15 protein-coding genes are annotated in these 12,749 nt (G+C 72.2%); 7 read left to right on the top strand and 8 right to left on the bottom strand.

Features of this window, described 5'->3' with window-relative positions:
• The first annotated feature begins 26 nt into the window (after positions 1-26).
• The 3 genes from HUW46_RS01690 (at position 27) to HUW46_RS01700 (ending at position 2,324) form a co-directional block, all read left to right on the top strand.
• Positions 27-287 carry a hypothetical protein gene (locus HUW46_RS01690; RefSeq protein WP_215545579.1) on the top strand — a complete coding sequence of 87 codons (261 nt, stop codon included), beginning with the start codon at positions 27-29 and terminating at the stop codon, positions 285-287.
• A 114-nt stretch (positions 288-401) separates the two neighbouring features.
• Positions 402-1,253, top strand: coding sequence for a PaaX family transcriptional regulator (locus HUW46_RS01695; protein WP_215545580.1), 852 nt, complete (start codon positions 402-404; stop codon positions 1,251-1,253).
• Between the two features lie 3 nt (positions 1,254-1,256).
• Positions 1,257-2,324, top strand: coding sequence for a J domain-containing protein (locus HUW46_RS01700; protein WP_215545581.1), 1,068 nt, complete (start codon positions 1,257-1,259; stop codon positions 2,322-2,324).
• Here HUW46_RS01700 and HUW46_RS01705 read toward each other — a convergent pair whose 3' ends face one another.
• A complete protein-coding gene (locus tag HUW46_RS01705; RefSeq protein ID WP_215545582.1) occupies positions 2,325-3,161 on the bottom strand; it encodes an SCO6745 family protein in 837 nt (278 codons plus the stop codon).
• Positions 3,162-3,195: 34 nt separating this feature from the next.
• Between HUW46_RS01705 and HUW46_RS01710 the strand changes: the two genes are divergently transcribed.
• Positions 3,196-3,561 (top strand): ArsR/SmtB family transcription factor, encoded by a 366-nt coding sequence (locus HUW46_RS01710; RefSeq protein ID WP_254125700.1) that lies wholly within the window; start codon positions 3,196-3,198, stop codon positions 3,559-3,561.
• 160 nt (positions 3,562-3,721) lie between these two features.
• Here the strand turns inward: HUW46_RS01710 and HUW46_RS01715 are convergent, their stop codons facing one another.
• Genes HUW46_RS01715 through HUW46_RS01730 form a run of 4 tightly spaced genes read right to left on the bottom strand, consistent with a single transcriptional unit; the run spans position 3,722 to position 6,199 of the window.
• Positions 3,722-4,462: an energy-coupling factor ABC transporter ATP-binding protein gene (locus tag HUW46_RS01715; RefSeq protein WP_442860904.1), complete on the bottom strand. Its 741-nt coding sequence runs from the start codon at positions 4,460-4,462 to the stop codon at positions 3,722-3,724.
• On the bottom strand, positions 4,450-5,202 hold the full coding sequence (cbiQ, locus tag HUW46_RS01720) for a cobalt ECF transporter T component CbiQ (protein ID WP_215545583.1): 753 nt from the start codon (positions 5,200-5,202) through the stop codon (positions 4,450-4,452). The genes HUW46_RS01715 and cbiQ overlap by 13 nt, the downstream gene beginning before the upstream one ends.
• Before the next feature lie 2 nt (positions 5,203-5,204).
• On the bottom strand, positions 5,205-5,540 hold the full coding sequence (locus HUW46_RS01725) for a PDGLE domain-containing protein (RefSeq protein ID WP_215545584.1): 336 nt from the start codon (positions 5,538-5,540) through the stop codon (positions 5,205-5,207).
• Positions 5,537-6,199 (bottom strand): energy-coupling factor ABC transporter permease, encoded by a 663-nt coding sequence (locus tag HUW46_RS01730; protein ID WP_442860961.1) that lies wholly within the window; start codon positions 6,197-6,199, stop codon positions 5,537-5,539. The genes HUW46_RS01725 and HUW46_RS01730 overlap by 4 nt, the downstream gene beginning before the upstream one ends.
• Positions 6,200-6,368: 169 nt before the next feature.
• Here HUW46_RS01730 and HUW46_RS01735 point away from each other — a divergent pair, with 169 nt between their 5' ends.
• Both HUW46_RS01735 and HUW46_RS01740 read left to right on the top strand, forming a co-directional pair.
• Positions 6,369-7,106 carry an HAD family hydrolase gene (locus tag HUW46_RS01735; protein ID WP_215545586.1) on the top strand — a complete coding sequence of 246 codons (738 nt, stop codon included), beginning with the start codon at positions 6,369-6,371 and terminating at the stop codon, positions 7,104-7,106.
• The gene (locus HUW46_RS01740; RefSeq protein WP_215545587.1) at positions 7,103-9,445 is read left to right on the top strand and encodes a glycoside hydrolase family 65 protein; all 2,343 of its coding nucleotides are present in this window, start codon (positions 7,103-7,105) and stop codon (positions 9,443-9,445) included. The genes HUW46_RS01735 and HUW46_RS01740 overlap by 4 nt, the downstream gene beginning before the upstream one ends.
• A 13-nt stretch (positions 9,446-9,458) precedes the next feature.
• Here the strand turns inward: HUW46_RS01740 and HUW46_RS01745 are convergent, their stop codons facing one another.
• A complete protein-coding gene (locus HUW46_RS01745; RefSeq protein WP_215545588.1) occupies positions 9,459-9,629 on the bottom strand; it encodes a hypothetical protein in 171 nt (56 codons plus the stop codon).
• Positions 9,630-9,668: 39 nt separating this feature from the next.
• Positions 9,669-10,652 (bottom strand): Ppx/GppA phosphatase family protein, encoded by a 984-nt coding sequence (locus HUW46_RS01750; RefSeq protein ID WP_215545589.1) that lies wholly within the window; start codon positions 10,650-10,652, stop codon positions 9,669-9,671.
• Positions 10,653-10,928: 276 nt separating this feature from the next.
• Between HUW46_RS01750 and HUW46_RS01755 the strand changes: the two genes are divergently transcribed.
• Positions 10,929-11,603 carry a sortase domain-containing protein gene (locus tag HUW46_RS01755; protein ID WP_215545590.1) on the top strand — a complete coding sequence of 225 codons (675 nt, stop codon included), beginning with the start codon at positions 10,929-10,931 and terminating at the stop codon, positions 11,601-11,603.
• A 19-nt stretch (positions 11,604-11,622) separates the two neighbouring features.
• Here HUW46_RS01755 and HUW46_RS01760 read toward each other — a convergent pair whose 3' ends face one another.
• Complete coding sequence (locus HUW46_RS01760) at positions 11,623-12,663, bottom strand: LLM class F420-dependent oxidoreductase (protein WP_215549609.1); 1,041 nt, start codon at positions 12,661-12,663, stop codon at positions 11,623-11,625.
• Positions 12,664-12,749: the final 86 nt, after the last annotated feature.

Raw genomic sequence — 12,749 nt, forward strand, 5'->3', positions numbered from 1 at the left:
TTGCCCGTGGCGAACGGAGAGCGTGGATGCGTGACGACGACAGCGTTCCGGCCGACGGCAGCACGCCGCTCTACGCCCAGATCATGGGATTGGCCACCGCCGTGCGGGTGTCCGGCGACCTGCGGACCGCCGCCAGGATCGAGTCCGCGGCCGCGCGCCTGCGCGACACCTTCGCCGACACCACGGACCTGTGCTCCGCGCTGGAACTGCTGCGCGAGTGCAGCGGCGACCTCCTCACCACCATGCGCCGTCATTACGTCCCGGATTTCCACGGACACACCAGCTAGCACGCAGTCCGAAGTAGACGGTCGCGGCACGCCGGTGACGGTGCGGCACCGCCACGGGTCACGCTCGGTACGCTGATCGCGACCGACCGACCGCGACCGGACGAGGGACGCTCGATGGCCGAGGGCTCAGCACGGCCCACCGTGAGCAGGCGACGCGAGGTGAGCCACGCGAGCGCCCGCTCGCTGCTGATGACCGTGCTCGGCGAGTTCGTGCTCCCGCGCGGCGAACCGGTCTGGACCGCGACGCTGGTCTCCGCGCTGGGCCTGTTCGGCGTCGAGGAGAAGTCGGCGCGACAGGCGCTGGCGCGCTCGGCCGCGGAGGGCTGGGTCAGCTCCGAGCGCTTCGGGCGCCGCGTGCGGTGGTCGCTGACGCCGCCAGGACGGCGGCTGCTGACCGAAGGGGCGCAGCGGATCTACGAGTTCGGCAGCGACACCCCGGACTGGGACGGCACGTGGCTCACGCTCATCGTGTCGGTGCCCGAGCCGAGGCGCGATCTGCGGCACCGCCTGCGCACCCGGCTGACCTGGGCCGGATTCGGCTCCCCGGTCGCGGGCGTGTGGGTCAGCCCGCACGCGAGCCGCCAGGACGAGGCCCGCCAGATCGTGCGCGAGCTCGAACTGGAGCCGCAGGCGATGTCGTTCCTCTCGCGCTACGGCGACATCGGCGACCAGGACAGCATGGTCGCGCGGGCGTGGGACCTCTCCGATCTCGAAAGCCGCTACGAAAGCTTCCTCGACCACTTCGGCGGGCCGAGACCCGCCGAGGAAACGGTTCTGGGCGCGCAAACCAGGCTCGTGCACGAATGGCGCCGGTTCCCGTTCCTCGACCCGCGGCTGCCGCGGCGCCTGCTCCCGGAGAACTGGAACGGGCTCGAGGCGGCGGAACTGTTCCACCTCAAGCACGGCGAATGGCGCCCCGGCGCCCAGCGGGAATGGGACGACCTCGTGGCCGAAGGGACCGACTGAACCGTGCACGGGCTCGACTATTACGAGCTGCTCGGCGTGCCGAAGCAGGCGTCGGCCGCCGAAATCAAGTCGGCGTACCGGTCGCTGGCGAAGACGATGCATCCCGACGCCGGGGGCACCACGGGCACCTTCCGGCTGCTCCAGGACGCCTACGAGACGCTGATCGACCCGGCGAGGCGCGCGGGCTACGACGACGCGCACCCTTCCTACGCCCCGGTGGCGCTCGCGCCGAAACCGAGGCGGCCGCAGCGCCGAAGCCCGGCAGCCGCCCCGTTCCGGCCCGGCCTGCCGGAGATCGACGTCGACGCGCTTTCGTGGTGGCATCGCGGCGAAGTCGCCGAGGACGGACCGGGCCACGCACCGGCGGGACTGGTCGCCGGTGCCGTGCTGGTGCTGCTGCTGATGCTGCTCCTGCCCGGCGGGCTCTCGGGCGCGGTGCTCGCGGTGTGGCTCGTGCTGCTCTCCGCCGCGCTGGGCACGACGGTCTGGCTGATCAGGGGGCGGCTCGCGCTGGCGAAGGCGCGGCGGGAGCTCGTCGCCGAGTTCGGCGACGACGTGGTGTTCGGCCGCTTCGGCGCGGATGCCGACCAGCAGGCCGAGCGGTTCACCGCGCGGCTGCTGGAGCGGTACCTGGTGAAGGTGCCCGGCGCCAGGGTCTTCCACAGCCTCGCGTGGCCGGGCTCGGTGTTCGCCGACATCGACCACGCGGTGCTCGCCGGGCGCAGGCTCGTGCTCGTCGAATCGCGGCTGTGGCCGCCGGGGCACTACGAGATCGACGACGACGGATCCTTGTGGCGCAACGGAAACCGGTTCCGCGGCGGGGAAAGCAGGCTGCTCGGCGCGATCGAGCGGTACCGCGAGCTGCTGCCCGGCGTCGAGGTCCGCGGCGCGGTCCTGGTGTACCCGCACCGGGCGGGCGAGGTCACCACGGAGGACGCGCCGGACGACCTCCCCGCGCCGATGACCCCGCACCAGTTCGCCGAGGACATCGGGTCGTGGCTCACCGCCGGATCGTCCACAGTGGACCCGTTCGTGTTCAGGACGGTGCTCGGCCGCGTCGTCGGCCGGTGATCACGGGGCGGGCGCGCCGACCGGGTTCGCGGCCGGGACGGCGGCGGGCACCAGTGCGCGCGCGAGCGGGGTCAGCACCGAGTCCAGCAGGGCGAATTCGTCGTCGGTGACACCGCGGTACGGGAACGCGGCGAGCTCGTCGGTGCGGCGCTCGACGTGCGCGCGCAGCTTCGCACCGGCTTCGGTCAAGCCGTCGCCGAGCAATCCCCGCGCGGCGAGTTCTTCGGCCGCGCCCGCCCATTCGTCCTCGGTCCAGCCGCGGCTGGCCATGAGCATCGCGCGGCTGCCGTCCTCGGCGTCCCGCAGGACGTGGGCTTCGAGCCCGCCGATCCCTTCCGCGGTCAGTACCGCGATGTGGCCGTCACCGCGGTGCTCGCGCAGCACCGTCGCGGCGTGCCAGAGCGCGGAAAGGGGGTCTTCCGGCGTTTCGAGTGCCGCGTTGGCCGCCCCGAGCGCTCCGGTCCACGGCACGTCGGTGAGGACGCGGCGCAGCACCGGAAGCACGTCCGCAAGCCCGTCCCGCGCGCCGGGCAGGTAGGCCTCCAGTGCCGCGACCGCGCCGGATTCCCGCGCCCGCAACGCCGCGCCGGGGCTCGCCAGCTCCCACACCGAGGGCACCGATCTGGCCAGGAAGCGGGGCGCGAAGTTGAAGAACGCCGCCGTGACGAGGCCGAGTCCCGCCGCGCCGAGCGGCGCCGCCCGCATCGCGACGTAGCCGCGCCAGAACCCCCGCAGCCCAATTTCCTCGTGCGCGGCACGCGCCTGCGGGGTGAAGTACGTGACGTCGTGCAGCGGTTCGAGCGCGATCCACAGCGCCCGCGCGCGTTCCGGGGTCATCCGCCCATCATGGGGCACGTGAGACGATCGCGGGGTGAGCGGTGCTTCCCCACGACGGGATTCCGGGCGGCGGCTGATCGACGCGGACAGGGTGGACGACGCCGTGCGCGGCCTCGGAGACCGCGAAACCGTGCGGGAATGGGCGGCGCGATTCTCGGTGCTCGCCGACCCGTCACGGCTCACGCTGCTGGTGTGCATCCACTACGCCAGGGAAATCTGCGTCTCGGATCTCGCGGCCGCGGCGGGCATGACCGACACCGCCGTCTCGCAGGCGTTGCGGCTGCTGCGCGCGCACGGCCTGGTGACCGCGCAGCGCACCGGCCGCGTGGTGCGCTACCGCCTCGCCGACGACACGGTGCACGAGCTGATCCACCACGTCCGCCCGCACAGTCCACTGTAGACGCTCCCTGCTTTTTTCTTGCCCTCTACCGGATTTGCCCTCTGAGCCCCTCAATGCGCCGCCGTATATGTCGTTATACACATCGCGATGCTCGTGCCCCGAAGGTGGCCTTCAGGGCGCTCAGTTCCCCGAAAGTCACCTTCGGGGCACACGAGCGGCCCTAATCGAGGCGGACGCCCCAAGGGAGTTCCAGGCGGTGCCGCGCGAGCAGCTCGGTGTCGGCGAGCAGCTCGCGCGTCGGCCGGTCCGCGACCACCGCGCCGTCGTCGACGAGCACGCTGCGCGGGCACAACTGCAGCGCGTAGAGCAGATCGTGCGTGACCATCAGCATCGTGCGGCCGAGCCCGAGCAGGACGTCGGCGAGTTCGCGCCGCGCCACCGGTTCCAGGTTCGCCGACGGCTCGTCCAGCACGAGCAGCCGCGGGTCGTACGCGAGCACGGTCGCGAGCGCGACGCGGCGGCGCTGCCCTTCGGAAAGGTGCGAAGGCGCCCGCCCGGCGTGCTCGGCCATGCCGACGGCGTCGAGCGCGGCGCTCACCCGCTCGGCCAGCTCGTCCCCGCGCACGCCGAAGTTCGCGGGCCCGAACGCGACGTCCTCGCCGACGGTGGGCATGAAGAGCTGGTCGTCGGGATCCTGGAAGACCAGCCCCACCCGGCGGCGGACCTCCCGCAGCGTGCGCGGCCCCAGCACCAGCCCGTCCACCTCGACCGTCCCCGCCGACGGCGTGAGCACCCCGTTGAGGTGCAACGCGAGCGTGGTCTTCCCCGCGCCGTTGGGCCCGAGCACCGCGACCCGCTCCCCCGCCGCGATTTCGAGGTCGACGCCGCGCAGCGCGTGCCGCGAACCGGGGTAGGCGAACGTCAGCCCGGACACCCGCAGCGCGGGGTTCACCGCAGGCACAGGCCAACCCCCAACGCCGCCGCGGCGGTCACCGCGGGACTCAGCCCGGCGGCCCACGTCCGCACACCGGCCGGTTCGCGCACCGGTTCCGGCATCGTCCCGGTCCACCCGCGCGCGAGCATCGCCCGGTGCACCCGCTCGCCCCGCTCGTAGCTGCGCAGGAACAGCATTCCGACGCCGCGTGCCGTCGCCCCCACCTGCCACAGGAACCGCGGGTCGTGGCCACGGCACAGCCTCGCCACGCGCATGCGGTGCGCTTCCGACGCGATGACCTCGGCGTAGCGCAGCATGAGCGCCGCGATCGTGGTGACCAGCTTCGGCGCGCGCAGTCGCTGGAACCCGCGCACGAGATCGCCGGGGTGGGTGGTGGCGGCGAGCGTCAGCGACACGAGGACGCCGAACGTGCCCTTGGCGAGGATGTTCCACCCCGCGAGCGTGCCTTCGACGGAGACGGACAGCCCGAGCACGTCGACGCGGCGCCCGCCACCGGTGAAGGGCATGACCGCGGCCAGCACGACGAACGGCAGCTCGATCAGCGCGCGCCGGGCGAAGAACCCCGGTCCGATCCCCGCCGCCAGCCATGCCGCGCCCAGTACCGCGGCGTAGGCGCCGAACGCCCAGAACGCGTCACGCGGCGTCGCGACGACGCACGCCACCGCCACGACCGCGCAGACGATCTTGACCTGCGGCGGCAACCGGTGCACCGGTGAGGCACCCGGCCGGTACAGGGCAGGCCCCATCCTCAGTCCGCCCGGGAACGGCGGCGCAGCAACCAGAACAGCCCGCCCGAGACGACGAGCGTCGCCACCACGCCGAGCACGCCCGCGACACCGGTGAGCCCGCTGTCACCGCCGACGGCGTACCCGGCGAGCGGCCCGCCCCCCAGCGGGTGCGGTTTCGCGTGCTGCGCCGGGCACGAGCCGTCGAGACGTTCGCCCTGCGGGGTTTCGACGGCCGTACATCCTTGCTGGGTAACGGAATCGAGCCCGTCGGGACTGGAATCGGCGAAGTACGACACGACCCCGGCGAGCACGAGCGCCACCAGTGCGAACGAGACGAAGAACCAGCGCGCCCTCATACCGCCACCTCCGATCCCGTGCGCAGCAGGTGGACCAGGTCGGGGCGCGCGGAGGCGACCGCGGCGACGGTGAGCGCGGTGATCACGCCCTCGCCGAGCCCGATGAGGCAGTGCACCCCGATCATCGACGCCGCGACACCGCCGAGCGAAACGGCGCCCTGCCCGCCGATCGCGTATTCGAGCACGAAACCCAGCGACGCCACGACGGTGTTGACGAACGCCGCGGCGAACGCGACCGCGGTCAGGCCCGCGCGGGACCGGCGGGCGAGCGGGCGGAGCGCGACCGCGACCAGGTACCCGGCCGCGGTGCCGATGAGCGCCATGTTCGTGATGTTCGCGCCGAGCGCGGTGATCCCGCCGTCGGCGAACAGCAGCGCCTGCAGCACGAGCACGATGCTCACGCACAGCGCGCCGACCCACGGCCCGGCGAGGATCGCCGCGAGGGCGCCGCCGAGCAGGTGCCCGCTGACCCCGGGCAGCACCGGGAAGTTGAGCATCTGGGTGGCGAACACGAAGGCCGCCACGAGCCCCGCCATCGGCGCCGTCCGGTCGTCGAGGTCGCGGCGGGCGAACACCACCGCGAACGCCAGCCCGAACACCGCCACGGCGCCGAAGAGCACCGCGGCGGGCGCGTCGATCAGGCCGTCGCTCATGTGCATCGCCAGTGAGCCGGTCACGGTGCCCCCTTCCCGGGATCAGGTCGTTCGAGGCTAGGCCGGGCGGCGGCGCCGCTGGAAGATCCGCGCGGGTTTTGTTTCACCATGTTTTCAAGCGGACAGGTGTTCGGAGCGCGGGCGGGAAACCGCGGACGGCGGTAGCGTGCGGGGCATGATCGGGCTGCCCGACGGGATCACCGCTTGCCTCTTCGACCTGGACGGGGTGCTGACCGGCACCGCCGCCCTGCACCGCGAGGCCTGGAAGAAGACCTTCGACGCCTTCCTGGAAAAACGGGACGGCGCCGGGTTCTCCCCCTTCACCGACCACGACTACGCCGACCACGTCGACGGCAGGCCGCGAGCCGACGGCGTCCGCGAATTCCTGGCCTCGCGCGGCATCGAGCTGCCGGAGGGCGATCCGGACGACCCGCCCGACGCGGCGACCGTCAACGGGGTCGGGAACCGGAAGAACGAGCTCGTGCTGAAGATCATCGACGAACGCGGTGTCGACCCGTACCCGGGCTCGCGCCGCTATCTCGAAGCCGCGCGCGACGCCGGGCTCCGGATCGCCGTGGTGACCTCGTCGGCGAACGGCGCGAAGGTGCTCGACGCGGCGGATCTGACCGGGTTCGTCGAAGCCCGCATCGACGGGCTCGTGATCAAAGAACGGGGCCTGCGCGGCAAACCGGCCCCCGATTCCTTCCTCGCCGGAGCGGAAGCGCTGGGCGTGGCGAAGGAAAAGGCCGCCGTGTTCGAGGACGCGCAGTCCGGCGTCCAGGCCGGGCGCGACGGCGGTTTCGGGTACGTGGTCGGGGTGAACCGCGCGGACCAGGCCGCCGAACTGCGCGCGCACGGCGCCGACGTGGTGGTGGACGATCTCGCCGAACTGCTGGAGGACGAGAACAGGTGACCGGGCACGGCTATCTGATCGCACCGTGGGAACTGCGCTGGCGCGGGCTCGACATCGAAGCGCTGCAACGGACCGAATCCACGTTCGCGCTGTCCAACGGGCACATCGGCCTGCGCGGCACGCTCGACGAGGCCGAGCCGCGCGGCCTGCCCGGCACGTACCTCAACGGGTTCTACGAGGAGCACGAACTCCCGTACGCCGAAGGCGGGTACGGCTATCCCGAGGAGGGCCAGACCGTCGTCAACGTCACCGACGGCAAGGTCATCCGGCTGCTGGTCGAGGACGAACCGCTCGACATGCGCTACGGCGAGGCGATCGAGCACGACCGCGTGCTGGACTTCCGCGCGGGCACGCTGACCAGGACGACCCTGTGGTCGTCGCCGACCGGGCGCCGGGTGCGGGTGCGCTCGACGAGGCTGGTGTCGTTCACCCAGCGCGCGATCGTCGCGATCCGCTACGAGGTCGAGCCGGTCGACGAGGACCTGCAACTGGTGGTGCAGTCCGATCTGCTGGCGAACGAGCCGATCGAGTCCGAGACGAAGGACCCGAGGGTCGCGGCCGCGCTGGATTCGCCGCTGGTGGCGGAGTTTTCCGAGGCCGAGGACCTGCACGCGGTGCTCGTGCACCGCACCCGGGCCTCCGGGCTGCGGATGGCGGCCGCGATGGACCATCACATCGAGGTCGACGACGGGCTCCGCAGCCGGATCGGCGTGGAAGACGATCTCGCGCGGCTCACCGCGGCCGCGGACGTGCCGAAGGGTGGCACGCTGACCGTCACGAAGTTCCTCGGCTACGGCTGGTCGGCGCAGCGGTCGATCCCGGCGCTGCGCGCGCAGGTCGAGGCGGCCCTAGCGGGCGCGCGCAAGACCGGCTGGCAAGGCCTCGTCGACGAGCAGCGCGCCTTCCTCGACGAGTTCTGGGAGACCGCGGACATCGAGCTGGACGGCGACGAAGAACTCCAGCAGGCCGTGCGGTTCGCGCTGTTCCACGTGCTGCAGGCGGGCGCGCGCGGGGAAAGCAGGGCGATCGCGGGCAAGGGGCTGACCGGGCCCGGCTACGACGGCCACGCGTTCTGGGACACCGAGCAGTTCGTGCTCCCGGTGCTGACCTACACCGTGCCCGACGCGGCGCGCGACGCGCTGCGCTGGCGGCACGGCACGATCGGCAAGGCCAAGGACCGCGCCGACCAGCTCGGCCTGCGCGGCGCCGCGTTCCCGTGGCGGTCGATCAACGGCGCGGAGTGCTCGGCGTACTGGCCGGCCGGCACCGCCGCGTTCCATGTGAGCGCCGATATCGCGGACGCCGTGGCGCGCTACTTCAACGCCACCGGTGACACCCGGTTCGACGTCGAGCACGGCAGCGAGCTGCTGATCGAAACCGCGCGCCTGTGGGTTTCGCTCGGCCACCACGACCGCCACGGCGGTTTCCGCATCGACGGCGTGACGGGTCCCGACGAGTACTCGGCGGTGGCGGACAACAACGTCTACACGAACCTGGTGGCGCAGCGGAACCTCGTCGAGGCCGCCGCCGCAGCGGAACGCAACCCCGAGGTGGCCGCGCGGCTTCGCGTGCGCCGGGACGAAATCGAGGCGTGGCGCAAGGCCGCGGAGAACATGCTCGTTCCCTACGACGACGAACTCGGCGTGCACCCGCAATCCGAGGGGTTCACCGAGCACACCGACTGGGACTTCGCTGGCACTCCGGCGAAGAACTACCCGCTGCTGCTCAACTACCCGTACTTCGACCTGTACCGCAAGCAGGTGGTCAAGCAGGCGGACCTGGTGCTCGCGATGCACCTGCGCGGCGACGCGTTCACGCCCGAGCAGAAGGCGCGGAACTTCGCCTACTACGAGGAGCGGACCGTGCGCGATTCCTCGCTTTCCGCGTGCACGCAAGCGGTTCTGGCCGCCGAGGTCGGGCACCTCGACCTCGCTTACGACTACTTCGGCGAAGCCGCGCTGACGGATCTGCACGACGTGCACAACAACGTCTCGGGCGGGTTGCACATGGCCTCGCTCGCGGGCGCGTGGAGCGCCGTGGTCGCGGGTTTCGGCGGCATGCGCGATCACGACGGCAGGCTCACCTTCGCACCGCGCCTCCCCGGCGCGCTGCGCGCGCTGACCTTCCGGATGTGCTTCCGCGGCACCAGGTTCGCGGTGCGGATCGCGCCGGGTGAAGCCACCTACGAGCGCATCGCGGGCGGGGACGTCGAACTGAGCCACCACGGACAGGTGTTCGTGCTCGGCGCCGATCCGGTGCGGCTGCCGGTACCTCCGCTCGATCCTGGCCCGCCGCCGCGGCAACCCGAAGGCAGGGCACCGGCACGGCGGACCGGTTAGTCCACTGTGGACGTCAGTCCGGCGGCTCGTCGCCTTCCGGCGGGGCGAACTGGACGTCGTCCTTGTTCGGCACGTCGTCGACGTCGTCGGTGTGCGAGCGCGCGAGGTCGGGGTGGTCCGGCAGCGGGAAGCGCGGTGGCACCGGCGGCTCGGGATTGCGTTCGGGCGGCGTGGGTGTGCTCATGGTCCCGGGATACACCCTCCGCCGCCCGCGGCAAACCCGTCACGCCGCGTCGGCACCGCCGAGCCTGCCGTTCTTCCCGGCCACGACGCTGCCCTCGGCCAGCGCGATCAGGAGCCCGTCGCGCGTCGACCACGGGCAGATGGACACCGTTCCGCCGGTCACGGTGAGCAGCGCCTCGGCGACGACCGCGCCCGCGAGCGCCTGCCCGGCCCGGCACCGGGAGATCCCCGGCAGTTTCGCGCGGCGCGACGGCGGCAGGACCGCGAGGCGGGGGATCCAGTCGCGCAGCTGGTCGAGGCGCAGTTCCCTGGCCACGTAAGGGCCTTCGCGCTGCGGACGCGCGCCGGTCAGCCTGGCGAGCTGCTGGAACACCTTGGAACAGCCCGCGACGTGCGCGTGCTCCAGTTCCGGCGCCGCGGACAGCGTCTTCCGCACGCGTTTGAGGGCGTAAGCGCGCAGCGCGTCGACCCGCTTCGCGTCGTCCGCCCCCTGCGAAAGCCATCCCCTGGTCAGTTCGCGCGCGCCGAGCCGCAGCGAGCGCGCGAACTCGGCCTCCTGGCCGGTGCCCGCGGCGATTTCGAGCGTGCCGCCGCCGATGTCCATCGCGAGCAGGGGCCCCGCGGCCGCGCCGTACCAGCGGCGGGCAGCCGCGTAGGCCAGCTCCGCCTCGCGCTCACCGGGCAGGAACCGCAGCCGCACCCCCGACGCGCGCGCGACCTCCGCGACGATCTCGGCCGAGTTCGCCGCGTCCCTGATCGAGGACGTGGCCAGCGGGAACACCTCGCCGATCCCGTGCGCCTTCGCCACCGCCGCCGCGTCGGCCACCGCGGCGGCGACCGCTTGGACGCCACGCCCGCTCAGCCTGCCGTCCTCGTCGAGCTCGCGGTCCAGCCGGAGCCGCGTCTTGTGCTCCAGGCTCGGTTCGAGCGGCGTGCCGCCGCGTTCCAGCACCACCAAATGCGCGCTGAACGACCCGACGTCCAGGACCCCCACCGATTCCGCCACGTTTCCGCCTAACGCCATCCCCAGCTGACCTCCGACACCTTTCCCCGCCGGGTTTACCCCGATCTATCCGATCCCACACGCGTGTCGTGCCGCGTGTCGACCCCCGGCGGCGGATCTCGACGGCTTCCTGACGCGGGCGTTAACCCCGTCGAAACCGATTCAAGAACGCGATCCTAACCCATTAGGGTGAGGAATACCGCACTCTATCTCAGGACGGTAACGCCGGATCCCCGATCGAACGATCATCAGGCAACGGCCGACGACGGGAACGGCCACTGCTGCGACAGGGTGACCGTGACGGACAGATCCGATCGTCGTACCGAGGCGGGGATTCTCGCCGCGGCCGTGGCCGCCGTAGTGGTCGCGCTGGCAGGCGCCCTGCTCGGCACCAGCCTGCTCTCCTCGGCGGTGGCCGAGCGCACCATGACCGGGCTGCCGAGCGGGCCCGCCGACAGCGCACTCGGCCCCTCGGTGACCGCACGGCTCGCCGAGGGTGGCGACGCGCCGTTCCCGCCGTCGGCGCCGATCTCGCTGGACGTCCCGGCGCTCGGCATCGACTCGGCGACGGTCGTCGACCTCGGCCGCACCCCGACCGGCGCGATGGAGGTCCCCGGCAGCGCGGGCGTCCTCGGCTGGTACACCACCAACCCGACGCCGGGCGAGCCGGGCGCGGCGGTCATCGCGGGGCACACCCTGTTCGCGCATTCCTACGGCGTGTTCCACCGGCTGCGCGATCTGGTGCCCGGCGACCAGGTCCGCGTCACGCGCGCCGACGGCAAGGTCGCGGAGTTCACCGTCGAACGGGTCGACACGCACCACGGCGCGGTCGGCGCGGAGGACGTCGCCCCGGATCGCACCACCCGCGCCGAACTGCGCCTGGTCACCTGCGGCGGCCTCTACGACGACGCGCCGGACGACACGGTCACCGTGGTCACCGCCGCACTCGTCCCCGACGCGCTCGCGAAGTAGGCGCGGATTCCCGGCCGCGTCAGGCGGTGAGTTCCTTCAGCTCGCGCACCACGGCGGGGCGCCGCGCCGGGTCCGGCTCGATCACGTTGACCTGCAAGGTGGTCGCCCCGGCCTCGCGGAACGCGGCGAGGCGCTCCTTGACGTGGCCGACCGGCCCGACGAGCGACATCGCCTCCAGCAGCTCCCGCGGGAGCGCCGCGGCGGCCTCGTCCTTCTTCCCGTCCAGGTACAGGTCCTGCACTTGCTTCGCCTCGGCCTCGTAGCCGTAGCGGCACATCAGGTCGTTGTAGAAGTTCTTGCCGCGCGCGCCCATGCCGCCGACGTAGAGCGCGACGTAGTGCCGGATGTTGTCGAGCAGGTGCGTCACGTCGTCGCCGATCGCCACCGGCAGGCCGACGACGGTGTCCAGCTCGCCCAGCTCGGAGTCGCGCTTCGCCTTGCCCTCGGCGAGCGGGGCGCCCCACACGTCCTTCGCCTTCTCCGGGTGGAAGAAGATCGGCTCCCACGCCTCGGCGATTTCGGCCGTCAGCGCGACGTTCTTGGGGCCGAGCGAAGCGAGCATGATCGGGATGCGCGAGCGCACCGGGTGGTTGATCAGCTTGAGCGGCTTGCCGAGCCCGGTGCCCTGGTCGGCGGGCAGCGGGATCTGGTAGTGCCTGCCGTCGTGGACCACGCGCTCGCGGCGCCACACCTGGCGGCAGATTTCGACAACCTCGCGCGTGCGGGCGAGCGGCGCGTCGTACTTCACGCCGTGGAAGCCCTCGATCACCTGGGGTCCCGAGGCGCCCATGCCGAGGGTGAACCGGCCGTCCGAGACGAAGTCGAGGCCAGCCGCGGTCATCGCGGTCAGGGTCGGCGTGCGCGTGTAGATCTGCACGATCCCGGACGCGATCTCCACCCGCTCGGTGCGGGCGGCGATGAACCCGAGCTGGCTCACCGCGTCGAACGAGTACGCCTCCGGGATGAAGACGATGTCCAGCCCGGCGCGTTCCAGTTCGACGATCTCGGCGACGGACTCCCGGAAGCCCCCGGCGTAGTTGATCTGGATCCCGATGCGCATGCTGCCGCCTTCCGTGCTGAGCGCCCGCTTAGTTGCGGTCACCCTACTTCATCGGGCCGCGGCTGCCACCCGCCCTGTGACGAGGC

The sequence above is a fragment of the Amycolatopsis sp. CA-230715 genome (genome assembly GCF_018736145.1).
GTDB lineage: Bacteria > Actinomycetota > Actinomycetes > Mycobacteriales > Pseudonocardiaceae > Amycolatopsis.